This window comes from Brevibacillus choshinensis (genome assembly GCF_016811915.1).
Classification (GTDB): Bacteria; Bacillota; Bacilli; order Brevibacillales; family Brevibacillaceae; genus Brevibacillus; species Brevibacillus choshinensis_A.
This window is the reverse complement of the sequence record NZ_CP069127.1, coordinates 2,225,477-2,252,148: the sequence shown is the minus strand read 5'-3', so window position 1 is coordinate 2,252,148 and position 26,672 is coordinate 2,225,477. Positions and strand designations below refer to the sequence as shown.

General features: G+C 51.6%; 24 protein-coding genes and 1 other RNA gene. 9 read left to right on the top strand and 16 right to left on the bottom strand.

Features of this window, described 5'->3' with window-relative positions:
* Positions 1 to 2 precede the first annotated feature (2 nt).
* From JNE38_RS11495 to JNE38_RS11475, 5 genes are all read right to left on the bottom strand, one after another.
* Positions 3 to 1,559: a solute symporter family protein gene (locus tag JNE38_RS11495; RefSeq protein WP_203356670.1), complete on the bottom strand. Its 1,557-nt coding sequence runs from the start codon at positions 1,557 to 1,559 to the stop codon at positions 3 to 5.
* Positions 1,560 to 1,665: 106 nt separating this feature from the next.
* Positions 1,666 to 3,192, bottom strand: a complete 1,527-nt coding sequence (locus JNE38_RS11490; protein WP_203356669.1) for a solute symporter family protein — start codon at positions 3,190 to 3,192, stop codon at positions 1,666 to 1,668.
* Entirely contained in the window at positions 3,189 to 3,539 is a 351-nt protein-coding gene (locus tag JNE38_RS11485) for a DUF485 domain-containing protein (RefSeq protein WP_203356668.1), read from the bottom strand. Before JNE38_RS11485 ends, JNE38_RS11490 begins: the two co-directional genes overlap by 4 nt.
* A 147-nt stretch (positions 3,540 to 3,686) precedes the next feature.
* Positions 3,687 to 4,418 (bottom strand): LytR/AlgR family response regulator transcription factor, encoded by a 732-nt coding sequence (locus JNE38_RS11480; protein WP_203356667.1) that lies wholly within the window; start codon positions 4,416 to 4,418, stop codon positions 3,687 to 3,689.
* Positions 4,418 to 6,169, bottom strand: coding sequence for a LytS/YhcK type 5TM receptor domain-containing protein (locus tag JNE38_RS11475; RefSeq protein WP_203356666.1), 1,752 nt, complete (start codon positions 6,167 to 6,169; stop codon positions 4,418 to 4,420). The genes JNE38_RS11480 and JNE38_RS11475 overlap by 1 nt, the downstream gene beginning before the upstream one ends.
* Positions 6,170 to 6,304: 135 nt before the next feature.
* Here JNE38_RS11475 and asnB point away from each other — a divergent pair, with 135 nt between their 5' ends.
* Positions 6,305 to 8,152 carry an asparagine synthase (glutamine-hydrolyzing) gene (gene asnB / locus JNE38_RS11470; RefSeq protein WP_203356665.1) on the top strand — a complete coding sequence of 616 codons (1,848 nt, stop codon included), beginning with the start codon at positions 6,305 to 6,307 and terminating at the stop codon, positions 8,150 to 8,152.
* Between the two features lie 22 nt (positions 8,153 to 8,174).
* On the opposite strand, the gene JNE38_RS11465 is transcribed toward asnB, so the two are convergent.
* From JNE38_RS11465 to rnpB, 3 genes are all read right to left on the bottom strand, one after another.
* Entirely contained in the window at positions 8,175 to 8,750 is a 576-nt protein-coding gene (locus tag JNE38_RS11465; protein ID WP_238933628.1) for an IseA DL-endopeptidase inhibitor family protein, read from the bottom strand.
* Between the two features lie 160 nt (positions 8,751 to 8,910).
* Complete coding sequence (locus JNE38_RS11460) at positions 8,911 to 11,256, bottom strand: S-layer homology domain-containing protein (protein ID WP_203356663.1); 2,346 nt, start codon at positions 11,254 to 11,256, stop codon at positions 8,911 to 8,913.
* A gap of 243 nt (positions 11,257 to 11,499) precedes the next feature.
* Positions 11,500 to 11,881: RNase P RNA component class B (gene rnpB / locus JNE38_RS11455), an RNA gene on the bottom strand.
* Positions 11,882 to 12,019: 138 nt separating this feature from the next.
* Here rnpB and JNE38_RS11450 point away from each other — a divergent pair.
* Both JNE38_RS11450 and JNE38_RS11445 read left to right on the top strand, forming a co-directional pair.
* Entirely contained in the window at positions 12,020 to 12,328 is a 309-nt protein-coding gene (locus JNE38_RS11450; RefSeq protein ID WP_203356662.1) for an iron-sulfur cluster biosynthesis family protein, read from the top strand.
* A 13-nt stretch (positions 12,329 to 12,341) separates the two neighbouring features.
* A complete protein-coding gene (locus JNE38_RS11445) occupies positions 12,342 to 12,875 on the top strand; it encodes a gamma carbonic anhydrase (protein WP_203356661.1) in 534 nt (177 codons plus the stop codon).
* Positions 12,876 to 12,984: 109 nt separating this feature from the next.
* On the opposite strand, the gene JNE38_RS11440 is transcribed toward JNE38_RS11445, so the two are convergent.
* Entirely contained in the window at positions 12,985 to 14,406 is a 1,422-nt protein-coding gene (locus JNE38_RS11440; protein ID WP_203356660.1) for an aminotransferase-like domain-containing protein, read from the bottom strand.
* Between the two features lie 111 nt (positions 14,407 to 14,517).
* On the opposite strand from JNE38_RS11440, the gene JNE38_RS11435 reads away from it, so the two are divergent.
* Positions 14,518 to 15,447 (top strand): DMT family transporter, encoded by a 930-nt coding sequence (locus JNE38_RS11435; protein ID WP_203356659.1) that lies wholly within the window; start codon positions 14,518 to 14,520, stop codon positions 15,445 to 15,447.
* A 247-nt stretch (positions 15,448 to 15,694) separates the two neighbouring features.
* Here the strand turns inward: JNE38_RS11435 and JNE38_RS11430 are convergent, their stop codons facing one another.
* Positions 15,695 to 16,372: a DUF1385 domain-containing protein gene (locus tag JNE38_RS11430; protein WP_203356658.1), complete on the bottom strand. Its 678-nt coding sequence runs from the start codon at positions 16,370 to 16,372 to the stop codon at positions 15,695 to 15,697.
* Positions 16,373 to 16,448: 76 nt separating this feature from the next.
* Here JNE38_RS11430 and yfkAB point away from each other — a divergent pair, with 76 nt between their 5' ends.
* Positions 16,449 to 17,564, top strand: coding sequence for a radical SAM/CxCxxxxC motif protein YfkAB (gene yfkAB, locus JNE38_RS11425; protein WP_203356657.1), 1,116 nt, complete (start codon positions 16,449 to 16,451; stop codon positions 17,562 to 17,564).
* A 31-nt stretch (positions 17,565 to 17,595) separates the two neighbouring features.
* On the top strand, positions 17,596 to 17,850 hold the full coding sequence (locus tag JNE38_RS11420; RefSeq protein ID WP_203356656.1) for a small, acid-soluble spore protein, alpha/beta type: 255 nt from the start codon (positions 17,596 to 17,598) through the stop codon (positions 17,848 to 17,850).
* 75 nt (positions 17,851 to 17,925) lie between these two features.
* Here the strand turns inward: JNE38_RS11420 and JNE38_RS11415 are convergent, their stop codons facing one another.
* The 4 genes from JNE38_RS11415 to JNE38_RS11400 all read right to left on the bottom strand — a co-directional run bounded on the left by JNE38_RS11415 (position 17,926) and on the right by JNE38_RS11400 (position 21,278).
* Entirely contained in the window at positions 17,926 to 18,114 is a 189-nt protein-coding gene (locus JNE38_RS11415) for a hypothetical protein (protein ID WP_203356655.1), read from the bottom strand.
* A 146-nt stretch (positions 18,115 to 18,260) separates the two neighbouring features.
* Positions 18,261 to 18,665, bottom strand: coding sequence for a LysM peptidoglycan-binding domain-containing protein (locus JNE38_RS11410; protein ID WP_203356654.1), 405 nt, complete (start codon positions 18,663 to 18,665; stop codon positions 18,261 to 18,263).
* 171 nt (positions 18,666 to 18,836) lie between these two features.
* Positions 18,837 to 19,625 carry a HipA family kinase gene (locus JNE38_RS11405; RefSeq protein WP_203356653.1) on the bottom strand — a complete coding sequence of 263 codons (789 nt, stop codon included), beginning with the start codon at positions 19,623 to 19,625 and terminating at the stop codon, positions 18,837 to 18,839.
* A 120-nt stretch (positions 19,626 to 19,745) separates the two neighbouring features.
* On the bottom strand, positions 19,746 to 21,278 hold the full coding sequence (locus tag JNE38_RS11400) for a fumarate hydratase (protein ID WP_203356652.1): 1,533 nt from the start codon (positions 21,276 to 21,278) through the stop codon (positions 19,746 to 19,748).
* A 179-nt stretch (positions 21,279 to 21,457) separates the two neighbouring features.
* Here JNE38_RS11400 and JNE38_RS11395 point away from each other — a divergent pair, with 179 nt between their 5' ends.
* The 3 genes from JNE38_RS11395 (at position 21,458) to JNE38_RS11385 (ending at position 24,997) form a co-directional block, all read left to right on the top strand.
* The gene (locus JNE38_RS11395; RefSeq protein WP_203356651.1) at positions 21,458 to 23,413 is read left to right on the top strand and encodes a beta-propeller domain-containing protein; all 1,956 of its coding nucleotides are present in this window, start codon (positions 21,458 to 21,460) and stop codon (positions 23,411 to 23,413) included.
* Between the two features lie 80 nt (positions 23,414 to 23,493).
* Positions 23,494 to 24,183 carry a tetratricopeptide repeat protein gene (locus JNE38_RS11390; RefSeq protein WP_203356650.1) on the top strand — a complete coding sequence of 230 codons (690 nt, stop codon included), beginning with the start codon at positions 23,494 to 23,496 and terminating at the stop codon, positions 24,181 to 24,183.
* A 190-nt stretch (positions 24,184 to 24,373) separates the two neighbouring features.
* Positions 24,374 to 24,997 (top strand): SurA N-terminal domain-containing protein, encoded by a 624-nt coding sequence (locus JNE38_RS11385; protein WP_203356649.1) that lies wholly within the window; start codon positions 24,374 to 24,376, stop codon positions 24,995 to 24,997.
* A 55-nt stretch (positions 24,998 to 25,052) separates the two neighbouring features.
* On the opposite strand, the gene JNE38_RS11380 is transcribed toward JNE38_RS11385, so the two are convergent.
* Together JNE38_RS11380 and JNE38_RS11375 are read right to left on the bottom strand one after the other, a co-directional pair.
* Entirely contained in the window at positions 25,053 to 25,742 is a 690-nt protein-coding gene (locus JNE38_RS11380; RefSeq protein WP_203356648.1) for an MBL fold metallo-hydrolase, read from the bottom strand.
* Between the two features lie 83 nt (positions 25,743 to 25,825).
* Entirely contained in the window at positions 25,826 to 26,617 is a 792-nt protein-coding gene (locus tag JNE38_RS11375; RefSeq protein ID WP_203356647.1) for an ABC transporter ATP-binding protein, read from the bottom strand.
* Between the last annotated feature and the right edge of the window lie 55 nt (positions 26,618 to 26,672).

Below are 26,672 nucleotides of genomic sequence, written 5' to 3'. Positions count from 1 at the left end.
CTTTATGCACTGTCTCGGTCTGCCGTCACTCGTTTGCCAGCGCGGACTCCGGTGTGCGCTTGGAAAAGAACGCGTTCAAATTGTTCATCCGCCCCTTTTCCAGGCTTGCTGCAGACCGTCCCGATCCACGCTCCCAAAAAGCCGAGCGGAATGGAGATCAGCCCTGGGTTGGTCAGAGGGAAAATAGGTGCCTGCTGAATCAAGCCATGCTGGGCGTCCATGACAGCCGGTCCCATCATCACCAATACCACTGAAGAGATCAAGCCGGTAAGCACCCCTGCAATTGCTCCCTGAACGGTAAATCTGCGCCAGTACAACGTGCAAAGCAAGAGCGGCAGATTGGACGACGCCGCAACGGCAAAGGTCAGCCCCACCAAAATGGCTACGTTCATCTTTTCTGCTCCAATGGCCAGCCAGATGGACACCAGCCCGACAGCCACAGAAGAAAATTTGGCCACTCTGACCTGCTCCCGCTCCGATGCCATGCCTCTGCGAATCAAATGGCTGTACACGTCATGGGCGAATGCCGACGATGCTGACAAGACCAATCCGGTCACCACCGCCAGAATCGTCGCAAATGCTACTGCTGCGATATACGCCATCAAAAACTCGCCACCGAGGGCATCTGCCAAGAGTGTGACCGTCAGATTGCCTCCGAACCCGACCTGCTGCAATGCTTCATAGCCGACAAAAGCGCTGGCCCCGAAGCCGAGAAAAATGGTCATCAAATAAAATGCGCCGATGATCCAGGTCGCCGTGTAAATGGAGTAGCGCGTCGTGACGGCGTCCTTTACCGTAAACAAGCGAGAGATGATGTGCGGCAAGCCTGCCGTGCCCAAAATGAGTGCCAAATGAAGAGAGATCGTTTCCAGTGGTTCATTGAGATGGTTGCCTGGCTGCAGAAACTTCTCTTGCAGCGGCGTAATCGTGCTGACGTGATGGAACATCTCCGATAGATTCCAGTGAAAACGGGAGAAGACGATCAAACTGAGCACCAGCGTCCCCGTCAATAGCAGGATAGCCTTGATGATTTGCACCCAGGAGGTGGCTACCATTCCGCCGAACACGACATAAAACGTCATCAGGCTCCCTACCACCATGACCGCCTTGATGTAATCCACACCCAATAAATAATGAATAAGTGCACCTGCTCCGACCAGCTGAGCGAGCATGTAAAAAATGGTGATGAGCAGAGTCGTGATCGCGACCACCCCGCGCAGCCACAAACTACTGAATCGGACGGCAATGGCATCTGCCAGCGTGTACTTCCCCAAATTGTGCAGCGGCTCGGCGATGATGAACAGGATAATTAAGTACGAGACGAAAAATCCGATGGCATATACGAACCCGTCAAATCCGTACATCGCGATGGTCCCTGCAATGCCGAGAAAAGATGCGGCACTCATGTAGTCACCGGCAATGGCGATCCCGTTTTGCAAGCCCGTCAAGCGATTCCCCGCGGCATAGAAGTCTCGGGTCGTCCCCGTCTGTTTTGCTGCAGAATACGTGATGGCCATGGTCCCAATGATGACGGCTAGAAAAAAGATGATGGTTGTCATCCGCAGCACCTCCGGCAGTTGAAATGCATGGACAGGCTTCGAAAAGAAAAGAAGCCGGGGATGCCCCCAGCCTCTCATTGGCACGAGTTTCCTATGTTACCTTTTTCTATGCCGAATCTTTCATTCCTGTATTGGCCTTCACCAAAATTTCATCGTATTTGGCATCGTTACGGGAGCTGGATATCATAGTGCCGATCCAAGCTGCCAAAAAGCCTAGCGGGATGGAGACGATCCCCGGGTTTGGCAACGGGAAGAGCGCTTCCCCTACCAAAATCGCTTTGCCGGCTACCGGATTCCAGACGTTCGGGCTCATCGCCACCAGAATGAGCGAGCTGAACAGCCCTACCAGCATTCCGGTAACCGCACCCGTGGTATTGAATCTTCTCCAGAAAATGGTGAACAGAATGACGGGCAGATTGGCGCTGGCTGCAACGGCAAATGCCAGGGAAACCAGGAATGCCACATTCAGCTTTTGAGCGAACAAGGCCAGAATGATGGAGACGATGGATACGCCTACAGAAGCCCATTTTGCCATCTTCATTTGATCCTTCTCCGTGGCTTTTCCATGACGGAGCACGTGGCCGTAAAAGTCATGTGCGAACGCGGATGCCGCTGTGAGAACCAGACCTGCCACAACAGCGAGAATGGTGGCGAAAGCGACTGCGGAGACGAAAGCGAACAGGAAGTTTCCGCCGAGTGCTTGTGCCAGCAGTGGCGCTCCCAGGTTGCCTGCCGGGTCCATGTTGGCCGCCCCTACGAAAGCAGCAGCTCCAAATCCGAGGAACACCGTCATGACGTAGAAGATCCCGATAATCCAGGTCGCGTATACGACAGATTTACGCGCGGTCGTCGCATCCTTCACTGTAAAGAAGCGGATGAGGATATGCGGCAGGCCTGCGGTTCCCAGCACCAGAGCGAGGTTTAACGAGATCGTATCGAGCCCGATCTTGAATTTGTTGCCCGGGTTCAAGAACTGCTCACCCAAAGGCGTAGCGGTCTGCATCTGTGCAAACATCTTCATCAGGCTGAAATCGAACTTGGCAAAAACCATGAGGGAAATGACAAACGTGCCCAGCATCAACAGGACTGCTTTGACGATCTGCACCCAGGATGTAGCCGTCATGCCGCCAAACACGACGTATACGGTCATCAAGGCGCCCACAATCAGGACAGAGGTCGTATACTCGATACCCAGCAGCAGCTTGATCAAGGCTCCTGCCCCCACCAGCTGTGCGATCATGTAGAAAATGGAGATGGCGATGGTGTTCAATGCTGCCACACCGCGGATTTGTTTGTTGTCAAAACGAGCCGCAATCATATCCGCCATGGTGTATTTGCCGAGATTGCGAAGCGGTTCGGCTACCAAATACAAGACGACCAGATACGCTACCAAGAAACCGATACTGTAGAAAAATCCGTCGAATCCGCTTAGCGCGATCATTCCCGCAATTCCCAGGAAGGACGCAGCAGACATGTAATCTCCCGCGATTGCGAGCCCGTTTTGCCACCCGGTCAAGCCTCCGCCAGCCGTGTAAAACTCACTCGTCGTATTCGTTTTCTTCGAAGCGTAATACGTAATGACGAGGGTCATCAATACGATTGCCAAAAAGAGTAAAAATGCGGTCACGTTCATCCGTTTCTGCCCCCTGTTTCCTGTTTGATTTTCTCGACCAGGACGTCAAATTCTTTGGCGCGTCTGGTGTACAGGATACATAGACCCCATGTCATGATGAATTGCGCGAAGGCAAAGACCCATGCCCATGAAATAGCTCCGAACGCTTTTGTATTCAAGACGGTGAAGTACGATGTCAGAATTGGGAGCGAGAAGTAAAATACGAAGAAAAAGATGGATGAAGGCAGGATGAACGATTTCTTTCGTCTCAACAATTCTTGAAACGACTCAGACTTGATAATCGCCGCATAGCGTGAGGCCGACTTGCTTTGATCCCCGCTTTTCTGCGCTGAAACCGAGTTGCCCATTGGAATCTCCCCTCTTTCAAGAAAATTTGTAAGCGCTTCCTCTATTGTAGAGAATGTGTCGCAATCGTGGCGATTTTCTGCGCCAAATGTCGGGGATTGTGCGCCAACGGCAAACTATTCAACTTCATTTGCAAGCGAATGGGATTCTCACTCCCCCAGCCTCCGCAGCAAATCTTTTGCAGACGTGCGCGAGACGGGGATTCGGATCCGGTTCTCCCCCTTCAACGTCAGATTGTACGCTCCGTTGAACCACGGAGTCAGCTCGCTCACATACTGCAAATTGACCAGGTAGCTTTTGTGCGTGCGGAAAAAGTCGTACCCTTGCAGCTTCTCCGTAAGCTGCGTCAACGTCATGCGGGTCGTATAAGCCTCCGTCTGCGTATGGATTTGGACGAATCGCTCTTCGCGGACGGCGTACACGATCGCAGCCGGATCGATGACCACGAGCCGATTGTTTTCCTCCACGAGCAGCTTGGTGCGCTTGGCTGGAGCAGCCTGCTCGGTTTTTCCCTTGGCCAATCGCTCGCGAATACGCTGCAGGGTTTCCTGAATTCGTTTCGGCTCAAACGGCTTGAGAACGTAGTCAACGGCATACAGCTTGAAGGCATCCACCGCAAATTCCTCGTATGCCGTACAAAAGACAATGAGCGGCTGCTGCTTGCGGGAGGCCAGCATCCTCGCAGCTTGGGTGCCCTCCAGCTCAGGCATTTTCACATCCAGGAAGACGACATCCGGCTCGCTATGCTCGACCAACTCCAACAGCTCCCGTCCATTGGTAGCGGTGGCGACCAGCTCGATGTCTGCTTCCTGCTGAAGCAGGTAAATGAGCTCTTCACGTGCGAGCCGTTCATCTTCCGCGATCATAATGCGTATCGTCATCAGGCACTCTCCTCTTTTAGAATCGGGATGGAAAAGGTGATCAAGCAACCGCCTTCCGACTTGTTCGAAAAAACGAGCTGGGCATCGGGACCGAGCAAACTGACGAGTCGCTGATTGACATTGTGGACGCCGATCCCGTTGCCTTCCTTGCTTCCCGTCGGCATCCTGCCCAAGATGGAAAGCAGCTGGGGAGGCACGCCGCTGCCGTTGTCTTCCATGCTGAAGAGGATGGCGTCTCCCTCCTTTACCACGGTCAGGATAATCTCTCCTCCGGTCGGCATCTGTCGCAATCCGTGCTGAATGCTATTTTCGACAAGCGGCTGGAGCGTGCCTGGAGGAATCAAAGCCTCCTCCACCCCTTCCCCAATTTCACAGCGCACTGCGAATTGCTCGGAAAACCGTATTTTGATAATTTCCAAGTAGGCAAACAGATGATCCAGCTCTTGGCGAACCGGCACCAGCGGAGTCGAGGTCAGCTTGAGAGTAAGTCGCATGAAGTTACCCAGCTGCACGGTCATATGGCGCGCCAATTGGGGATCAATCCGAATCAGGGTGACGATCGAGTTTAACGTATTGAACAGGAAATGCGGGTGAATCTGCGCTTGCAGCATGCGCAGCTCCGCATCCTTCATCAGCCCTTTCATTTTTTCTGTGAGCGTCAGCGTCAGCTGGTTGGAGATCAGGTTGCTCAGCCCTTTGGCCAACGCCTCCTGTACTTTCCCAATTTGCTGCGGTCTGCGGAAATACAGTTTGATCAGACCCACGACGCTTCCGCCTTCGCGGATCGGGACGAGCAGTGCGGCCTGCAGAACGCAGTTTTTCCGGGAACACCCGAGCACCTCCCTGCTCAGCCCTTTTTCTATGGAGCCGAGGAGCAGCGCTCTCTTGTCCAGGTCGCCGACGATTGCTTCTCCGGGCAAATGGTGCTCGGCCCCTGCACCGACATGGGCAAGCAGCTGCTCCAGATCCGTAACCGCTACCGCCGCCGCTTTGACTTCTCTTTGCAGCAGCAGAGCAGCTGCTTGTGCGGTTTGAGGCGTGAGCCCCAGCTTCAGATGAGGAAGGATCCGTTCTGCAATGGTGAATGCTCGCTCCGCCTCCAGGGCAGCGGTTCGTTCCTGCTCCTGCAGGGCGACCCGGATCATCGTAGTGAAAATTGCGATGGAGATGCTATTGGTCAAGACCATGGGCACTCCGATCTGATTGACTACGGTCCGCACCAAATCGGGCGGACCAGCCATGATCAGCATCAACGACATCTGGATAACAGGAGCAAACATCCCGATGAACAGCGCTTTTGAGGGTGAAATCACTCGCTCCTGGGAAAAAAAGCGGGCGACGTACCCCGCGAGCAGCCCTGTCATCGGAACGGAGATGCCAACCGGCACTGCGGCAAAACCGCCCATCCCATAGATGTGAGCCCCCGCGATGATTCCCGCCCCCAACCCGACGAGCGGCCCGCCCAACAATCCTCCGATGACGACCCCTACCAATGTCGAGTTGGCGATAATATCGCCGGGGGACAGCGGGAAGATCCAGAAAGCGGGCGAGAGGGAATCTCCTGCCACGACGACTCCGGCATAGGTGCCAGCGATCCCGAAGAGCCCGAACATCAAGGAATAGGATATGGATGTCCCCACTTGAATCTCCTTGTCCAGCAATTGACGGAACAACGGGATTCGCGTGAGGATAAAAGCTAACGTTAGCAAAATGCCCATTCTTTCGATGAGAAGTAGTGTGAGATTGTCCACTGCATCCTCCACATGTGTTGAAATCTTCTATAAATTCCGCCCTCCCGTCCGATTTCCCTGCTGGACAGACAATCAAACTGGGCGTCTTGCATACTCTGTCTGATGTGAAATGCTTCATGGGAAGGGTGAACAGACATGTGTGGAATCGTAGGTTGGATTGATTGGGAAAAAGACCTTTCCCGGGAGCGGCCAGTTTTGCAAGCAATGACCCAATGTTTGACGAAACGGGGACCCGACGCGGAAGGTTTTTGGGTCACCCCACGGGCAGCGTTTGGCCATCGTCGTTTGGTTGTGGTCGATCCGGCTGGCGGACAACAGCCCATGACGGCTTTCCAAAACGAATATGCGTGTACCATGATCTATAATGGCGAGCTGTACAATACCGAGGATTTGCGCGCGGAGCTTCTGGCAGCGGGCCATACGTTTCAGTCTCACTCCGATACGGAGGTGCTGCTGCACACCTACCTCGAATGGGGAACCGAATGCGTCAGGCGCCTTAATGGTATTTTCGCTTTTGCCATTTGGGATGAAAGAGCCTCGCGTTTGTTCGTTGCTCGAGATCGCATGGGTGTAAAGCCATTATTTTACGCACAGCGGGGCAGCTCTTTTCTCTTTGCTTCCGAGCTGAAGTCCCTTCTGGCCCATCCGGACATAAAGCCAGTGCTCTCACGTGAAGGTGTCGCGGAGGTATTCGCCATCAGCCCGGCTCGCACACCCGGTCACGGCGTTTTCCGTGACGTCCACGAGGTGCGCCCCGGCTGCTCGTTTGTCGTCACCAGAGATGGCGTCAAGCAAGAGAGGTATTGGCAATTGCAAAGCCGTCCGCATACGGACAATGAAGAAGAGACAGCCAGGAGGGTCCGGGAGCTGGTCACCGATTCCATTCACAGGCAGCTTGTGGCGGATGTTCCCGTATCGACCCTTCTTTCCGGGGGATTGGACTCCAGCGTGATCACGGCCGTCGCCGCTCAATCCTTCAAAAAGGAAGGGCGCGGAACCTTGCACACCTATTCCATCGATTATGTAGACAATTCCCGCCACTTTCAGGCGAGTGCCTTCCAGCCAAATGAAGACGCTCCATTCGTGAAGCTCGTCTCGCAGCATTTGGGGACGCAGCACCACAACATAGAATTTGATACGGATGAGCTGATCGATGCGCTCAAAATCGCAACGCTTGCCCGCGACTTGCCCGGGATGGCTGACGTGGATGCTTCCCTCTACCTCTTTTGCCGGGAGATCAAGAAAGAGACGACCGTCGTCCTCTCCGGGGAGTGTGCGGATGAAGTCTTTGGCGGCTATCCTTGGTTCCATCGGGAGGAGATGCTGAATGCCGGCACATTCCCATGGGCAAGGGCGACCCAAGAACGCGCCTCCTGGCTTTCCCCCGAGCTCAGGGACTGGGTGAAGCCGGAGGAATACGTAGCCCAGCGCTATGAAGAAACCTTGAATGAAGTCCCTCAGCTTCCCGGAGAGAATCCTTTTGAAGCGCGCCGCCGGGAAATGTTTTACCTCAACATTACCTGGTTCATGAATACCCTATTGGACCGTAAAGACCGAATGAGCATGGCAGCGAGCCTCGAGGCGCGAGTCCCTTTCTGCGACCATCGCATCGTGGAGTACGTCTGGAATATACCTTGGGAGCTGAAGACGTACGGCAACCGGGAAAAAGGCATCCTGCGGAAAGCGATGGAAGGCTTCCTGCCAGATGAAGTCCTCTACCGCAAAAAAAGTCCGTACCCCAAAACGCACAATCCTTCCTATACAGAAGGCGTCCGTACATGGCTTTTGGATATCCTGAATGATCCTACCTCCCCTCTGCTGCCGCTCATTGACGTTCGCACCATCCGCAGCATTGCTGAATCAGATGCGCAGGCTGCGAGCATTCCTTTCTTCGGACAGCTGATGAGCACCCCGCAATTGTTTGCCTATCTGGGGCAGCTGGACTACTGGCTGAGGGAATATCACGTATCGATTGAGGCGTAAGGAGAAAAGCTCCTCGTCCCCATTACGGGGTTTTGAGGAGCTTTTTTCTGCCGTTTGACTTGTGTTTTGGCTTTCCTGGCGTTTTCTGTGTCGGTGTAGGTTTCGGTTTTGCCTGTGGTCCTGTTGCTTTGGCTGGTTGACGGTAGCGTTGATCAAATTCCTTGCCGGATCGCTTCATGATCGTATAAGGGGCAGCAGCGCCCACACGAATCAGTCGATAATCCACGCGAACCTTTTTGCTGGCTCCGTACAGCACCGCCGAAACAACCTTTTGATTGGGGCGATTCATCTTGAGCTGCAACGATTGGATTGTGGTCGGGAGTGGAGGGATTGCTCCATAAGGGACACAAAGCTTTCCTTTTATCAGTCGCAGCTTCAGATTGCGGATCATCGTCTCGGTTAGCTGTCTTCCCCAGTAGCGGCGAAAGATGCGGGATATTTTTCGCTTGGAGTTGTACCTCTCTGGCAATGGGGCGTAATCCACACGATCGATGGTATAGACAGGTTTGCCTCTGGGCGAAGTCGCGATCTGCGTCCAGACTTGTTCGGCCGCATGAATAAACTGTTTGAACATGCGCAATTCATCCAAGGAATTCACCTCCTCCATAAACCCTATGGAAAAGGGCTTATGCTAGTACGCCCCTTTTCTCAAGCTGTTTCATGAAAGGGACAAAATTGGACGAATACCCTGATAAAACAAACACCCACCCAATCCTTTCGCACCAATGTGCGAAAAGATGGGTGGGTGAATGGCTACCTTATCGTTTCGCGACGACAATCACATAGACAAGGCCATTCCCATTGGTCCACAAGTCGATCTTGTCTGATGTTTCCAATTCATCCTCGTCCAGTTCAGAGCCATCGTAGTATTTGATCTGAGCATCTTTTGCCAGCTTCAGGCTGCTGGATACATCATCAAAGAATACGTATTTGTCCCCGTTCACGCGAGACTCGATGCCGACAAACTTCACGTCGCTTTGGGCCTTTTTCCCTTGTACGGTTGCCGCTGTCACATCGCCGTCTCGATTCAGCGTCAGTGTCGCATATTCGAATTGATCTACATCCTTGACGGCGTCCTCGTCGCTGACATCGTATTTCTCACCGTCGACTACCACTTTCGCAGAAATGATCTTTCCATCCTCTTTGCGAATCTCTACGGAATCGACCACGCCGCTTACTTTTCTAGGAGCGCCTGTGACTGCTTTCACTTTGCCTGCATTGTTCAGCGTGAGCGTGTATTCCTTGTCGTTGGTAGCCGCATTGCTGTCAATCGTCACACCAGAAGCCAATTGATAAACCTTTCCGCCGACGGTAATCTTATCGCCGGATTTTTTGGTGACATAGCCTGTGACGGTTTGTTTTTCCAAAGTCAGCTCCACGATGTTTTTGGTGCCGACATTGTATTTCCAGCTAATGATACGGTAATCATTCAACTGGTCTGCACCGATGGAGGTAGGGGAAACGGATTCCTTGTCGATCGTCAGCTTGGCTGTCGTCAGGATCTCATACGTTTTGCCTTCTACTTTGATCGTAGCGAGCTTCGCCGGATTGCCAGCCTGGTAGGCCGTGGTGTCTTCAATCAGCTTGTTGCTCGCAACTCCTACGCCTTGCTCCACTTTCGTCAGATTGCCATCCGTATCAAAGGTGAGAATGGCGACCTGGTTATCCTTCAGATCGTCCAGTTCGGATACTTCATCTTCATCCACGAGGAGGTCCGTGTCCTCCAACACTTCGTACTCGTAGCCGCCGAAGCTGATCAGGTTCTCATCCGTATCGACACGGATCGTTTCCACGACGCTAAGCTTGGTGATGGTAGCAGCTGTGACTTTCCCGTCCACGTCCATGGTCAGCTCGACCAGGTCGCCTTTTTCGATGTCGCCAAAGGAGCTAGCTTCTTCCTTGGCTTGCGGATGCGCCTTTTCTTTCACGGTCGCAGAAGAAGTCAGCGTGTAAGTCGTTCCATCCACTTTGATTTCTTTTTTCGAGCTGGAGCCGCTCACGGAAGAGACTTTTTCCACGGTTCCCACAGTTGTGTTTTTGGCGAACGTGATGGACGCTACCTTGCCATCCTCATCCATGACGGCGACGAATTTTTGGCCGATCTGGGAACGGGATACGCTCACGCCATTCTCTACTTCCAGGACGACCTCTTTGCCGTTCACGATCGCTTTGAACTTTTTCTCATCCCCTACCGCTGTCGTGAAGTTCAATCCCGTCTTTACAACGCCTTCCACAATGCTTGCATCTGCGGTAGATACCGTCAGGAAGGCCACTTTCCCGCTTTTCACGATGTATTCGACTTGTGCCCCTGTGACGATATTGCCGTACACCTGAGCCGAGTCGGATATCGCGATATCGCCGCTCTGTCCTGTCAGCTTGAGTTTTTTGGTCGCTTTGTCGTAAGAAGCTACGGTTCCTTTCACAACAGGCAGCTTCTTGATGGTGCCATCTGCATTGCCGTCTTTGTCATAGTAGGAGCCGTTTGCATACACCGGTGTTTCCATGAAACGATCCGTGTACTTCGCTACGATGTCGCGCTTGGCTGGAATGGTCGGCGTTTCTTTCGTATCATAGATCCCCGCCTTGTCCGCAGCCAGCAGGTACGGGTAATACCATTCGCCTGTGGAAGAAGCGTTCACATTGATTTTGAGGCCTTGCACGTACACCGTGAGCGCTTCCGCAATCTTCACGGTGCTGTCCGGCTTGAACGAGCCATCCGGATAGCCTTTGATGATGCCTTGCGATACCGCCAAATTGATGTACCCTGTCGCCCAGTGGCTGGCCGGCAAGTCTTTAAACTTCGTGGAGCCTTTCAAAAGATTCGCCTGCGCATCGGTATACCCCATCGCGAGTACGGCGATTTTCGCAAATTCGGCGCGTGTGACTTCTTTGTCAGGTCGGAATGTTCCATCGGTGTAGCCTTTGAGCACGCCCGCGTAATTCAGCTTCAGGATCGCGTCTTTGTTTGTGTTGCTCGCAATGTCAGATAGCGGAAGGGAAGTTGCTGCGAAGCCTGCGTTCGGCACAGCCAGCATCCCGGCCAACAAGGTTCCCGCCAGTAATTTTTTCAGATCTTGTGCAGATCGTGTTTTCAAGTTTTTCAATTGAGATCCCTCCATTACTTTTCTATCGCCCGTATGTTTCTGTCTCTTCTTGCCTCTTCTTGCCTCATCTTGTCGTATGTATTGGGCAAGTGCTCTATTTGACGTGAGTATCCTTGGAAATGTTGCATGTCCACTTCCTGCCAACTTATGACAGTTTTCAGATTTTATCACCATAGTCTTTCATAAACGCAAAAAAACCGTCTGAATCACTCAGACGGTTTTGCGTTCATATCCAGCAGGAAATGCTGTAAGCCAGGTTCTGTCTCTCCCGTGCTTCAATCGGGTCTCCCCTCGCACAAAGAGCGGTAGCCATCTATCTATGACGTCTAAGACGCCATCCGTCCCTCCGTTTGGTTCCTTCAGGACGGTTCCCCTACCAAATTTGGGTTTCTCGCTCGCAGGGTTTACCGCGTTCCATCTTTTCTGTCGCCAGAAAAGCTACGTTTCTGTGGCACTTTCAGCGTACTCGGGCCTCAGAGAGAGCCCTTTCCACGCCGTCAGCGAGGCGTGCCTCACTGCCCTGGTTTGCACCAGGTACGAACACTCCAGGCATCTCAGCCTGGGCGAGCCTGGACTTTCCTCTACCGCCGATCGCAAGCGACCGCGGCAGCGACTACCCACATTTCCTGTTGTTATCGAATCGGTAAGACTAACTTTATCACATGGGTCATATCCGGTCAACCAAAGCGTACTGGAAATCCAGCCAAATTGTTCATTCTTTCAATCCTGTAGTACAATAGAAAGGTCACAAGGAGGGTTGACCTTGATCATCATTACTCCGCAAGCAGCAGCACGTCTTGCTCTGTTGATCGCTGAAGAACCGGATGCAGACAAGCTCGGGATCAAACTGGTTCCCACGACAACCGGTTGTGGAAGCTTCACTTACAGTATCGCCATTACGGAAGCCCAAAAAAGCGATCAGATTCTGGATATTAGCGGAATCCGCTTTCTGTATCAAGAAGAAGAGGCCCTAGAGCTCACTGGGACTGTCATCGATTGCGACGCTGCGACCGGGCGTTTTTCCATCATTCATCCCAGACCTATGCAGAGCGATTGTACACACATACATTGACTAGGAGGAATTTATGCTGCTACTCTCATTCGAAAATGTCAATCCACGAATCCATCCATCCGTATTCCTCGCGAAGGGTGTTGTCGTTTCTGGGGATGTAGAAATCGGCGAGGATTCCTCGATCTGGTACAACACCGTCATCCGGGGAGACATCGCCCCGACAGTCATTGGTCGCCGAGTCAGCGTGCAAGATAACAGCACTTTGCACCAAAGCCCGAATAATCCCCTGATCCTGGAGGATGAGGTAACAGTCGGTCACAATGCTGTCCTGCACAGCTGTATCGTAAGGCGCGGAGCATTGATTGGCATGGGCTCCATCATCATGGACAAAGCTGAAATTGGTGAGGACGCAATGGTCGCAGCAGGAGCCCTCGTACCTCCTGGCATGAAGGTCCCGCCGCGAACCCTCGTCGTCGGCAACCCCGCCAAGGTCAAACGCGAGCTGACAGAGGCGGATTACAAAGAGCTGGTCCGCATCCGCCAATCATATGTGGACAAAGGAAAAACCTACCGCCAGCTGGAGCAAACCCCGCTGGAGAGAGAGTAGCCCCATATTGAAAGCCGCTTCCCAAAAGCGGCTTTTCGTTTTCCCTTCGTCACTTGCCGATTGTACGCGCCCCTTCCATGAACGAAACGGAGCCGAAACGAAAATTCACCTACTGCTGCAGCATGTTGCAAACACTGATCAGTTTCCTGGCTCCCTCACGCAGCTGCTGCTCATTCAGATACGAAAAGCAGACTCTTATCCAGGATTTCGACTCCCGCAGCGGATCACAAATCAACCCGGGGACGAATGTGATCGAGTGCTCCATGCTCTTGCTGAGCAGAGCATCCATCGGGACGGTCTGAGGTAGCTTCATCCACAACGTAAAGCCTCCCTGTGGACTGACCCACTCCCAATCGGTGACGGAAAACTCCTCTTCCATCAAGTCACGGCGAATGGACAGCGCAATCCGGAGCTTCTCCAAGTGCTGCTGCATGCGTTCGGAAAAGAAATAGTGCAGAAAAATTTTTTGATTCAATAAGGGTGTTCCACTGTCTGAGAGTGACTTTGCTTTTATCAGCACCTTCATGATCGAGGGGCGGCAAGCAATGATTGCGATGCTCAGGCCGGGCGCGATGTATTTGCTGAAGCTGCGGATGTAGATCACCGCTCCCGAGGTATCGTAGGAAAACAGAGGCAGCGGCGGCTTTTCGCCAAAGTACATATCGCGATAAGGATCATCCTCTACCAGCAAGCAATGGTACTGCGCTGCCAGCTCCACCAGCCTCTTTCTCTGCTCGGCGGGAACCGTATAGCCCGTCGGATTTTGGTAGGTAGGATTGAGGTAAAAAAGTCTGGGCTTATGGAGCTGCATAAACTGTTCAACCTGATCGAGATCATATCCGTGCTCGTCGATTTCGATGGGCACGATCTGTGCTCCCTGTCTGCGAAAGACATCGATGGCAGGACTGTACGTCGGCCTTTCCAGAAAAACGACATCTCTTGGATTGATCAAGGCTCTGGCTACCAAATCAATCGCTTCCTGAGACCCCGCCGAGACCAGTAATTCATCCGCAGTCAGGTAAAAGTGAAAATGCTTGTGAAAGTACTGGCATAGAGCTTCCCTCAGCTCCTGATCGCCTTGTGTTGTCGAATACGTGCCCAATACCTTCGGATACAGATCAAACACCTTTTTCACGTATTCGGAAAAATACAGGTTCGGCAAAAGATTCGGGTCGAGAAGCGCTTTGGAAAATTGATAAGTAGCCTGCACCTGATGAATTTCGGAGAGATGGCTTTCCTGCACGTAAGCCGAAATGATGGGATCATTTCGTGTTTCCAGCGACAGTCCAAGACCCGGCTGCACATAATAGCCCGATTTATCTTTGACATACACTTTTTGGTTTTGCTTTAACAGCTGGTACGCTTTAAATACCGTGAGACGGTGCACATTGAATTCCAACGCCAGCGCACGAACAGACGGCAGCTTTTCATGCTCCTTCCACTCTCCGCGTCGAATCCGTTCCAGCAGGTAATCGTATATTTGCTCAAACAGCTTATCGGACTGCGTGCTGGAAAGACCCCTTCTCTTCATCCCGATCCCTCCTTCTCTTCCCTATTGTGACTGCAAAAACCGATATCTGTTCTGTTCGACAGAATCTGTTCTACTCCTCTTCCCTTATGCTGGGGGAAAGGAGGAATTACAATGGTCATGATCAACTATATCGTCATGTGCTTTGTGTTCGGCACGACTTTTTTGGCAATCAAAGTGGGGATCGACGCAGGGGCACCCCCCTTTTTCTCGGCAGGCATCCGTTTCTTTCTGGCAGGCCTCATCTTACTTCTATGGATGGTGTGGAGAAAGAAAGCGAGCTTTTCGATCCTGCTCCGGAAAGAAATGTTCCTGACAGGTATTGGCCTTACCTTCGGGGTATTTGCTGCCCTCTATTGGGCCGAACAGTATTTGAGCTCCGGGATCGCAGCAGTCTTGTCTGCAACAGCACCCTTGATGATTTTGCTGCTTCAAACCTTTCTGACTCGTCAAAAGCTCTCCGGCTCAGCCTGGACCGGTTGTCTCGTGGGACTCGTGGGAGTCGTCATCCTGCTTCTGCCCGGTCTTACCGTTGACTTTAACAAGTATTGGGTGCTTGGATGCCTAGTGGTCTTGCTCGGTGAGGTCTTTTACTCAGGTGGCACCGTCTATTCCCGCCAGGTCATCCAGCGATTCCAGCATGTATCACCAATCACCCTGAATGCGGCTCAGATGATGCATGGCGGTTTCTTGCTGCTCTTGTTATCGTTGTTTACAGAGCAGGTGAACGTCCAGACCATGTTTACTCCGACAGCAGCTCTGTCCCTTTTGTATCTGGTGTTCGTCGGATCCATGATGGGGCACACCATTTACTACTGGCTCGTAGCCAAAACCAACCCGGTGTTCCCCTCTACCTGGCTGTATATCTCTCCGCTCATTTCCTTGTGCCTGGGGGCGCTCCTCTACCATGAACCGGTAACCGTCTTGTCTGTCGTAGGAGGCATCACGATTATCGTGGGGATCGTATTCGTCAATCTGGATAATCTGAAAAAGCTTGTTTCTCGCAAAACGCGTGCGGTTCCTACCATCAGTGATCAGCGATAAGACAGTAGACCCCCGCACTACAATGTCGCGTAACCCGGATAGGCAAGTATCGCTCCTGTGCGTATTAGAAAACTTGGCTACGCCAAGCCTTTTGCGGAGCCTTAGTACCCAAAGGGCACAAGTCTTGCTATCTCACTTCGTTCGAAGTCTCGCTATGTTGCACTTATACTGGATAAGAATCTTATTAATTCTTATCTGTATATAAATAAGGAGAGGGGACCCCTCTCCTTTTCTTCGTCTGATGTTCTTAAGCTGCCAAGCGTTCTTTATCCCGAATGTGCTCAAACAGGATGTAGGATCGAAGCGCTGTCTCCAGATGCACCCGATCCGGCTCCTTGGTCGTAAAATGCTTTTGAAAGAAACCGGACAGCTTGTAAGCAAACCCGCAATATTTACGCAAGTAGCGGTCCCCAAACATTCCCGCCAACAGCGTCGCTATCCCGCAAGCCACACTCCATTCCAGGGGCAGGAAAAACACGGTCAGCAACAAACCGATAAAGAACCAGACAACCAGATTCGTCGAGCACCCGGCATTGACGATGTCCGCCTTTGCGACTTCACCGATGGCATCCATGTTCTTTTTTCCATAATGACTAAACACTTTATGCTCTGCTCCGTGGAATTTTTTCATCACACTTGGAAAGACAAAATGAAAGCCCCCTATGTAGACGGCAATCCACATCGGATCGATCACAGCAAAAGATGGGTTCAGATAAGCTGCCACCACATATCCCGCGAGCAGCAAATGAATCAATTGATAATACCAGGGAAAGGAGAAAAAGATCCGGTACCAGAGCTTGCCGATGGTTCGAATCGTAATTTTTTCAGCCCACAAATGGATGACTCCGCCCTTCACTTCGGCACATGCCAGCACATTCCGATCGTGAAATAAGACGCCACGACTAAAAGACATTCCCATAATCATCTGTTCGCTATTCTCCTTCCGTTCGAATGTCGTTATAATAGGTTGAATGTACACAGTATGAAGGAGGTTTCCACCATTGATCCGCATGGTTCCGACTACACCCCTTACACCCGCGCAAGATCCATGGGAGCCGTTGACAAATGCGACACCACCGGCCTATAAGCTGACCAGCGTCGAATTTACCGTAACGAATCTGTGCAATCTCCGTTGTGAGCATTGTGCAGTCGGCGATACATTGCGTTACAAGGACGATCCCGCTCTGCCCGTTGACCTGATTCTGCGTCGTCTGGATGAAGCGCGTGATCTTCTCACTCTCAGTATAACAGGCGGCGAACCGATGTACAGTGAACGGACCGTCAAAGAGGTCATCCTGCCGATCCTGAAATATGCAACAGATCGCGGGCTTCGCACCCAGATCAATTCCAATATGTCCATGCCATTTTCGCGCTACGAACTGATCTTACCGTACATAGATGTCATGCATATTTCATGGAACTGGTCTACACCGGAGGAATTCCATGATATTGTTTACGCAAAAGCCAGGCAGGCGGTTTCATCCAAACAGGCTGAGGCGCTGTTTCACAGCATGATCGAAAGCTCAAAAAAACTCGCGGACGCAGGCGTTTTCGTCTCCGCGGAAACGATGCTGAATCATCGGACTTGGCCAAAGCTTGAGGTACTTCATCAGCAAATCCAGGACATGGGGGCGCGGCGCCACGAAGTACACCCCATGTATGCGAGTGACTTCGCCCGTGATCTGGACGTTCTGCAGCTGGATGAATTGCGCGCCGCTATTCACCGCATGCTTGATATTCGCAATGAAGAACTGTGGATGCTGTTCGGTACCTTGCCATTCTTCGCTTGCAGCCCGATCGAAGCGGACCGCGAGTTGATCAAACGTTTGCGCGATGCCAAAAATGTGACGACGCGCAACGACCCGGATGGCCGCAATCGACTCAACATCAACATTTTCACTGGCGACGTGATCGTGACCGACTTCGGTGATGTAGAGCCGCTCGGCAACATTCAATCCGATCAGCTTCAATCGATGTTCGACACCTGGCAGCAGCATCCGCTCAATCAAAAGATCAATTGCTTCTGTCCAGCGGCCAAATGTGCCGGCCCGAATCTGCTGGTTGCCAATACCTACTACCGCGAAACCGACTTCACCTCGCGCAAAGCTTTGATCTAATCGGGCAAGCTAGTTGTAGAGGTGAAAGAACATGAGCAGACGCAGACGCCCGCTCGTTGCCGATTCCCGCCATGGACTGGATGCATTGAAGGCAAAGGTCGCACAGGTCGCCGACCCGAATCAGGCGAAATATGAAGTGGCGCGAGAATTACATGTTCCCTTGCAGAATGGCTACAACGGCCAACTAAGCTCCCATGACGCTGGTCGAATCGGTGGCCGCCTGGGAGGAGGCATGGTGAAGGAAATGATTCGCATGGGCATGCAAGCAATGCTAGAGAAAAAATAACGAAAATCCTGAAACCACGAAGAAACCCCACTGTTTAGCTCGCGAGCTTACAGCGGGGCTTCTTCGTCTGTTCTTCTAGCGAAGGCGATCCAGCTTCTTGGCACTTGGCTTGCGAGGTCCCAGCATCGTCTTGCTGATCGTGTTTACCTTGTGAAAGGAATCAAACACATTATCTAACACTTCCACCAGTTCTCTGATCTGCACCACTTTTCCATAGACGCCCATGAAGTGATGCCGTATGATCTTTCCGTTAATCCCAAACATGGCACACCTCCTCTTGATCCTCTCCTATCACCCTATGCAGCAATGCGTTTGGGGGAAATCACCCTGTAAGAAAAAATTACGAATGAATGCACAAAATGCCCGAAGGCGATTTTCGGGCATTTTTCTATGTGGCACTTCTCACCTTGTTATTGTCTTGGGCGCGGGGTTGGAGTGGCAGTAGGACGAGGTGGCGGGGCAGTTGTGGGGCGTGGGCGCGGAGGTGCAGTTGGAACTGGACGCTCCAGATTGGTGACACGCGTTTCCAATCGGCCGATGCGGTTCTCCAGACGATCTACTCGGTCGCTCAGCTTTGTATAGTCATCACGCAGAGCATCGATGCGGTACTCGGCGCGAGTCAATCGACGGTCAAAATCACTCATTGGCGGAGGCGTAGGGGCTGGGGTGGTGGCTGTGGGGATGTAAATCGTTTGGCCGACGTAAATATAGTACGGATACGCAATATTATTGACGCGGATCAGTTCCTGTACAGGCACGCCAAAACGGGCTGCGATGCTGTTCAGCGTGTCTCCTGCGCGGACTACATAGTTCACTCGCGATCACTCCTCTATCGGATATGTTTCGTTATTAACCTATGCCCGCCCGCCTGGGGAGAACCTAAACCAATACCCATTTTCCCAAGAATGGTCAAACACCCATGACAGATGCCGTTGCAGGCTCTCACCCAAGGAAACAATTACGCTGAAGTGAAATACTCGACAGACTTATAAAACGGGAGGTTTCCCTTGGTCTAATTGAGCGAGAATATCCCGCATGATCCGATCGATCCTATCTCTGCGATAACGCAGTATTTTTCTGATCGTCCTCTGATTCGTTTTCGTCAACAACCGCTTGGGAACGCTTTTGATGGCTCGCTTAATGACAGAAACGGGAAGGGCTTTCACCTTCTTTACCATTTCTTCAACCGCTTTCCCGTCTTGGAGGACAAGGCTCTTCATACCACTTGGTATTCGAATGCTCTTATTAAGCTGGGGATGCTTGATACCCCTCACCCGATCAAATGGCGTATTCCTGTGCGATCCCAGCAATGCGCTCCCATGATCAATCAGATACCAGTTGTATTTTTCTCCCGGATGATCCCGGTACAAGATCAAATTGACACTGGTGCGGTCCTTGTTCAGTATCCAGACATCAAACACAATCACTTGCGTAAGCAGCTTTACATCGTTCACATGCATGGCCGGCTGCTGTTTGACTTCTTCACTTGCCCTTTTCCAGGTAATGACTTCTCTTGCGTTCACACATGGGGAAATGTAGCCTCTCACCTTGCGTTTATTAGGTCCTTTCGCAGTACCGGGCACCAATTTCGCCACGGGGAATCCCAAGTTTTTTGCCAGTGAAATCGCGATGTATTCGTTGGCGATCATCCGGCGGTGTTTATAGAATTTATGGTTCGGATACTTGAAATAGCCGATATTCCCCGCTTTGTCCTTTACCTCCCAAACCTGTTTGCGCGTCTCTTTAGTCATCGTTTTTTTATATACCCACCGCATTCTGTTCCCTCCTAACAGATCCGGTATCTGCAATAGGGTATGAGAGGGGGATGCGATTTGAAAGCAAAATAAAAAAACCTTTGGCGCCAAAGCGGATGCCAAAGGTTTGGATCTAGTGTTTTATTTGAATACCGGTGCAGCAAATTGCGCCAATTTCTCCAGAGAAGACTTCTCTACATCCGCGTGCAAGCTGTTGCCATGCGAATCCATGGTAACGATCGCTGCAAAGCCTTTTACGCGCAGGTGCCACATCGCTTCTGGAACACCGAATTCCAGGAAGTCTACGCCTTCTACTTTCTCCAAGCATTCCGCATAGTACTGAGCCGCACCACCGATTGCGTTGAGGTACACGGCACCGTGCTCACCCAGCGCTTTCAGTGTTTTTGGACCCATGCCGCCTTTTCCGATGACCGCACGGATGCCGAACTTTTTAATGATTTCTCCTTGGTACGGCTCCTCACGAATGGAGGTGGTCGGACCAGCCGCTTTCACATGCCATTCGCCAGCTTCGTCTTTGAGCATAACCGGACCGCAGTGGTAGATGATTCCGCCGTTCATATCTACTGGGCAATCATTTTCCATCAAATAGCTATGCAGGGCATCGCGTCCTGTGTGCATTTCGCCGTTGATGATGACGACGTCGCCCACTTTCAGGCTGCGGATTTGCTCTTCGGAAATCGGAGCTTGCAGGACAACCTCTCTGCGCTCTTCTTTCGCTTCCGTCGCCGCAACCGGAGTCAGATCCATTTTTACCTCTTCATCTTTGTACAGATAGCGGAGGATTTCGCCTGTTTCTGCATTCAAGCGAACACCTTGACGGCGGAACGCCCAGCAGTTGTACGCAACGGATACGAAGAAGCTTGCTGGCAGGCGGTTTTCTACGCCAATTTTACAGCCGAGCAGAGTCGCATTTCCGCCGAAGCCCATGGTACCGATGCCCAGTTGGTTCGCGGTTTCCATGATGTAGCTTTCCAGTTCAGCCAGTTCCGGAATCGGATTCACATCTTCCACTTTGCGGAACAGCTGATGCTTTGCCAGCGCGTAACCGGAAGTGCGGTCACCACCGATACCTACGCCGATGAACCCAGCGGAGCAGCCTTGACCTTGTGCTTGATAGACCGCGTGCAGGATGCATTTGCGGATGCCGTCCAGATTTCGGCCCACTTTTCCGAGGCCTTCGAGTTCACAAGGCAGGGAATATTGGATGTTTTTGTTCTCACAGCCGCCGCCTTTGAGGATCAGCTTGATTTCAATCTCATCTTCTTCCCATTGCTCGAAGTGGATCACTGGAGTACCAGGTCCGAGGTTGTCGCCTGTGTTTGATCCTGTCAAGGAATCTACGGAGTTGGAGCGCAGCTTGCCTGTTCTGGTAGCCTCTGCGATCATTTCCTTGATTGCCTTTTTGATGATCAGTTGGTTCACTCCAACCGGTGTTTTCACTTCAAATGTCGGCATACCCGTATCCTGACAGATTGGAGAAACGTTCTCTTCTGCCATGACTACGTTTTGTGCGATTGTAGACAAAGAAAGCGCTGCGCGAGTGCCCAAATCTTCTTGCACTTTTGCGGCATTAACCGCGCGGCGCACGTCCGGTGGCAGGTTTGTAGACGTATCCGTAATCAGCTCAAGGATGCTTTGTTTCAACTTTTCCATCTATGACGCCCCTTTTGACGAAGTGGTGTGATTGGTATCATAAACCGCCTATTATTATAGCACACGCTCTCCCACCTGTCCGTAGAATGTGCCAGCAGAAGTGTGAAACATTTGCCGAAACCCATCGTCCTATTATCAGAAACCGTACCGCTACTAGATATCTTTTCGGGGGGAATACGATGAAGAAAAAATGGCCCTACCTGCTTGTCGCCACTGCTCTCACGCTGGCACTCACGCCATTTTTCACAGCAGCCGGGGCATTCGGTGAGGAAGAGCTGCCGTCCCGGCAAAAAGACGTTTTGCCTGTCGTAGGATCATACAGCCAGCTGAAGAAACTGCTGGAGAAAAACTCGCGAACCAATGCTGGCCCGATCTACATGGAATCCGCTGCCGTCGCGGCTCCGGCCGCTCCCATGGCCAAAAGCGCCGACACCGCTTTAGGCGGATCCGCCGACTTCTCGACGACGAACACCCAGGTGCAGGGAGTCGATGAGGCCGACATCGTCAAAACAGATGGCCAGTACGTCTATCAGGCAACTCCTCAGGAAGTCCGGATCATTTTGGCCACCCCTGCTGACGGCATGAAAATCAGCAGTCGCATCACGTATGAAAACGGACTTTTCCAGCCGCTTGAGCTCTATGTAGACGAGAGGCGATTGATTGTCATCGGGCAAGCCAGTGAGTCTGTGAAGATGCAATCATCGGTCGTGTCGAAGCGAAGACTTCCTTACGTACAGGATCATCAAACCGTAAAAGCCATGATCTACGACATCAGGGACAAGACTCATCCGCGACTGACCCGCCAGGTGGATGTGGAGGGACAGTACCTGTCATCGAGAAAGATCGGTGCCAATCTGTACCTGACCGCTAACCAGTATGTGAATACCTACGCAATCCTCGAAGAGAAAAACGAACTACCTGGACCCCAGTACCGGGACAGCGTGCAAGGCGAGCAATTCCAAACGGTTCCCTATTCGGACATCCGTTATTTTCCGGAAAGCATTCAGCCCGATTATTTGATGGTCGCAGGCGTCAATCTGGATCGTCCCGAACAAAAAATGTCGCTTTCCACGTACCTCGGTGCCGGCGAGAACATCTATGCCTCCAAGGACAATCTCTACGTAGCGGTAACGGAATATGAGTGGCCGCAAAACGCCAAACCGTTGAAGGAATCCTTAACCCCGACATTCGTCCCCGTCGTCACCAAAAGCAATACGACTGTGTACCGCTTCGGGATGACAGACGGAAAACTCTCCTTTTCGGGGAAAGGAACAGTGCCTGGCCGCATTCTGAACCAGTTTTCCCTCGATGAGCACGATGGGTATTTGCGGATCGCGACGACCAGCGGAGAGATGTGGCGCCAGGATGAAAATACGTCCAAAAACAATCTGTACGTGCTCGACAAGGAACTGAAAACCTATGGCAAACTCGAAGGAATCGCGCCCGGGGAACGCATCTATTCCGCTCGCTTTATCGGAAATCGCGCTTATCTGGTGACGTTTAAACAAGTGGATCCGCTGTTTGTGATTGACCTGTCTAAGCCTGCTGCGCCTTCCATTCTCGGTGCGCTGAAAATACCCGGCTACAGCGATTATCTTCATCCGTATGACGAAAACCACATCATCGGCTTTGGCAAGGAAGCCGAGTCCGACAAAGACATGGCCTTTTATCAAGGCATGAAAATCGCTCTGTTTGATGTGTCAGATGTCGCGCATCCAAAGGAAAAATTCAAGACGGTCATCGGCGACCGGGGAACGAATTCGGAGTTGCTATCCAACCATAAAGCCCTCCTCTTTTCCAAAGAGAAGGAGCTGCTAGCCTTTCCTGTGACCGTCTATGAACGGAGTGCCGAACAGAGAGCGAAAAAAGACATCCGCGAATACGGATCATTCACCTTTCAGGGTGCCTACGTCTATCATTTGGATCTGAAATCGGGCTTTCACCTGACCAGCAAAATCACTCATCTCAGTGACGAAGAGCTGAAAAAAGCAGGTGACGGCTGGTACGACAGCAAGAATAATATCAACCGAATCCTCACCATCGATGACACGCTTTACACCGTATCGGAAGGCTTCGTCGCAGCCCAGGAGCTTTCCAGCAACCGCCAGCTGGGCAGACTCTCCCTGACGAAATAAAGGCAATGCCCTGTCACGCGAACTGGTTCTGTGCTAAGATGAATGAGTAGAAGCAGCTGGGAAGAGAGGGTGTCATCTGCGTGGATTATTTGAATCTGAATCTGACGTCAACATTGGCGGGGCTGGGTGTTGTGCTGTTGGTCATGTTTATCCGACTGCACTGGCCATTCCGCTTTCAATATATGGCAAACCTGAACAAACGCCGCGCAGAAGCGAGATTGAGATGGCTTGACGCCTCCTATCGAAAGAACCGCTCGCGTGCAGTAGCGATGCTCGATAAATCCACACATGAAATCATGACCGGCAATTATGAACTGGCGGAAAAGTTCATCGTCCAAGGGATTCATGTCTGCAAGGACCAGCCCTCGCTGTTCAATCAAGCCATGATTCACTATTTGTTCTACAATTTGGCGATTGTCTATTATTCATCCGGTCGCTATAGTGAAGCATTGGAGGTTGCGTTTCGCATCTATCAGCGCGACCAGGGAATGACAGATTCTTTGGCTCTGATCGCGTGCTCTCACGCACGTCTGGGAGAAGTTGAAAGTGCCTGGGAAGCGTATCAACTGATTGCCTCCAAGCGTTCAGCACGGGAGTGGAAGCTGTTCTGCCTCGCAGAAATCGAAGCTGCCAAAGGAAATTACGAACGCGCTCTCACCCATCTGCGCCAATTGATGGGCAAATCCTCATCCAGCTTCCTCCATTTGAATCGGTCAGAATTGGAGAAACGTCTGGAAGAATGGCAAAAAGCATCCACACAGGCTGGATGACGCATAGATTTCCATCTGGTTCACGAGCCGCACAAACGCAATGGCTGTGCGGCTTTTTCTTTGCCTGCATGGAACCCTAAAAGACAGCCCGGCAATTGTGGAATTCTTGTAAGAGAGGGTTACATATTTCTCCCGTATGTACGCCCTATACTGTTTTTGCAGAAACGCAATGAAAGAGAGGGTCAACTCGATGAAGAAATTTGATGTATCCGTCCTTACTGTATCCGTATTAATACTCGGCCTCGCCGTGATTGGTGTATCTCAAGCGAAAGAGACGACCTCCGAAGCAGTGGCAGCCAAGATTGGAAATACTACCATCACGCAAACGCAAGTGTACGATGAGCTCAAGAAAAAATCCGGAGCATCTGCCATGACACAGCTTGTGGCTGCTGAGCTCTTCCGCCAAGAAGCAAAGGCGCAGGGGGTCACGGTCTCCGATCAAGAGCTGGACAAGCTCATCAATCCTATAAAAGAAAAGCTGGGCACTCCGGAGAAATTCCAGGAGTATCTGGATGAGAAAAAAACAACGGAGCAGGAATTCCGTGAAAAGACGCGCCTGATTATGATGCGTGATAAATTGCTGGAAAAAGCGTTCCCGGTAACCGATGAACAGATCAAGGCTTACTACGAGAAAAACAAGGACAAATATGCAAAGCAAACGCTGGAGCAAGCACGTCCTGAAATCGCTGAAAAAGTGAAAGACAAAAATAGAAGAGCCAATATCGATAAGTGGCTCGAAGACCTGCATAAAAAATACCATGTAGAAATTATGGACCCTACCCTGCAAGAAAAGGAAAAAGACAAAAAAGAATAATCCCATGCAAAAAGACTTGTGTCAGCACCCGATGGGCCGCACAAGTCTTTTGGTTTTAGCTGCGAACGATGGAAAGGATCTCTTGAATGAACGGAACGATATCCCCTTTTAGAATCGGTCCATGACCCGTAGCCAATATCTCGATGGGCCAATCCAGCAAGATTTCCAATCCTTCGGCGTATTCCTGAACACGATCCGGCTCTTTTACTTTCCACATCTGTACATATTGCTTATACGCTTGGCGAACCTCAGGCTCTTCCCCTACGATGCTCCCCAGATCTGCATCGGGAAAACAAAGATGATCCCCTGTAAAGCAAACCTTCGTCTGCGGATCAAATAAGGCCACGGAGCCTTCTGTGTGATAGGAAAGTTGTCGAAATCGCAACGATGGCAGATCTCCCCCGCTTCCGGTAAAGGTATGACCGAAAAGCGTCTGAGAAAAATCGTCCAGTTCATAATAATCGTCCAGGTGTATCCAGTTGTTCCGGGATGGAAACAAGTCAGCGTTGCCGATATGATCGGGGTGACGATGCGTAAAATAGACGTATTCGATTTTCTCGGCTTTGGCCCCGATATCCTCAAGCGATTTCTGCAAAAAGGCGCGATGCTTACGCAGCTGGGAATCGATCAATACATACGAGTCACCTTGTTTGATTACGTAGCTGTTAATGTTGCTTTTCCACGCATCTTCATAGGTGATGATCGCCCAGGTGGAGTCTGCGATCGGTGCAACCACATTGGTCATGCCTCCATCTCTCCTCTCCTCCCAGATACAGTTCCTACTCCTATTATACACAAACATACTCGAGCGTGCTTTCCCTGTAAAACTTAGCGGATAACAGCCTCTTCGCCGAGGCTGATCCAAGCCCTCCCCTGTGAACGACGAATGTCTACGCTCACTCCGAAAAAGCGAGTCAGCTCCTCTGGCGTCAATACCTGATCCGTTTCCCCTGACTGATCCACCTTGCCGTCCTTCAATAAAAGCGTGTGCGTGAAGCAGGGCAATATCTCTTCGATATGATGCGTGACATACACCAAGGTAGGTCCATCCGGCTGCTTCGCGATGGTCTCGATCATCTGAAGAAGCTGTTCCCGAGACAGCAGGTCGAGTCCTGTACAAGGCTCGTCCAAGATCAGCAGGCGAGGCTTCGCCATGAGCGCTCGTGCAATCAGCACTTTTTGCCGTTCTCCTTGGGAAAGAGCGCCGTAGGGACGATTTTTTAATGCCTCGCAGCCGAAGGTCACCAGCAGTTCCTGTGCGGTCCTCACATCCTCTTCTCTCGGAGCCGAATACAGGCCAATCGTAGCTTCTCTCCCGCTCAAAATAATGCGAAAGGCTGTCTCGTGCTCATGGAGCTGTGCCATCAATGCCGTGCTGACCCATCCGATCGATTTGCGCACTTCCCTTAGGTCTACCGTCCCGTACAAATTGTCCAGCACTTTCACTTCGCCCTTGGTCGGCCATGTGTACCCGCTGATGATTTTGAGCAAGCTTGTCTTCCCGGAGCCATTCAGACCGACCAGACACCAGTGCTCTCCTTCTTTGACCTGCCAATTGACGTTGTCCAAAATGGACGTCTCATCCCGCTCCCAACTGACGTTTTTGACATCGATAATCATGTTTTCTCCACTCCCGACTCTCTCTATGATCCCGCAATGTTCTGATTATTACGAG

Coding starts and splice junctions, on each gene's coding strand:
- JNE38_RS11435 (WP_203356659.1), top strand. CDS start 14,518: ATGGTCATGATCAACTATATCGTCATGTGCTTTGTGTTCGGCACGACT.
- JNE38_RS11485 (WP_203356668.1), bottom strand. CDS start 3,539: ATGGGCAACTCGGTTTCAGCGCAGAAAAGCGGGGATCAAAGCAAGTCG.
- JNE38_RS11385 (WP_203356649.1), top strand. CDS start 24,374: ATGAAGAAATTTGATGTATCCGTCCTTACTGTATCCGTATTAATACTC.
- JNE38_RS11480 (WP_203356667.1), bottom strand. CDS start 4,418: ATGACGATACGCATTATGATCGCGGAAGATGAACGGCTCGCACGTGAA.
- JNE38_RS11445 (WP_203356661.1), top strand. CDS start 12,342: ATGCTGCTACTCTCATTCGAAAATGTCAATCCACGAATCCATCCATCC.
- JNE38_RS11395 (WP_203356651.1), top strand. CDS start 21,458: ATGAAGAAAAAATGGCCCTACCTGCTTGTCGCCACTGCTCTCACGCTG.
- JNE38_RS11420 (WP_203356656.1), top strand. CDS start 17,596: ATGAGCAGACGCAGACGCCCGCTCGTTGCCGATTCCCGCCATGGACTG.
- JNE38_RS11490 (WP_203356669.1), bottom strand. CDS start 3,192: ATGAACGTGACCGCATTTTTACTCTTTTTGGCAATCGTATTGATGACC.
- JNE38_RS11405 (WP_203356653.1), bottom strand. CDS start 19,625: ATGCGGTGGGTATATAAAAAAACGATGACTAAAGAGACGCGCAAACAG.
- JNE38_RS11375 (WP_203356647.1), bottom strand. CDS start 26,617: ATGATTATCGATGTCAAAAACGTCAGTTGGGAGCGGGATGAGACGTCC.
- JNE38_RS11380 (WP_203356648.1), bottom strand. CDS start 25,742: ATGACCAATGTGGTTGCACCGATCGCAGACTCCACCTGGGCGATCATC.
- JNE38_RS11400 (WP_203356652.1), bottom strand. CDS start 21,278: ATGGAAAAGTTGAAACAAAGCATCCTTGAGCTGATTACGGATACGTCT.
- JNE38_RS11415 (WP_203356655.1), bottom strand. CDS start 18,114: ATGTTTGGGATTAACGGAAAGATCATACGGCATCACTTCATGGGCGTC.
- JNE38_RS11430 (WP_203356658.1), bottom strand. CDS start 16,372: ATGATTATGGGAATGTCTTTTAGTCGTGGCGTCTTATTTCACGATCGG.
- JNE38_RS11495 (WP_203356670.1), bottom strand. CDS start 1,559: ATGACAACCATCATCTTTTTTCTAGCCGTCATCATTGGGACCATGGCC.
- JNE38_RS11440 (WP_203356660.1), bottom strand. CDS start 14,406: ATGAAGAGAAGGGGTCTTTCCAGCACGCAGTCCGATAAGCTGTTTGAG.
- asnB (WP_203356665.1), top strand. CDS start 6,305: ATGTGTGGAATCGTAGGTTGGATTGATTGGGAAAAAGACCTTTCCCGG.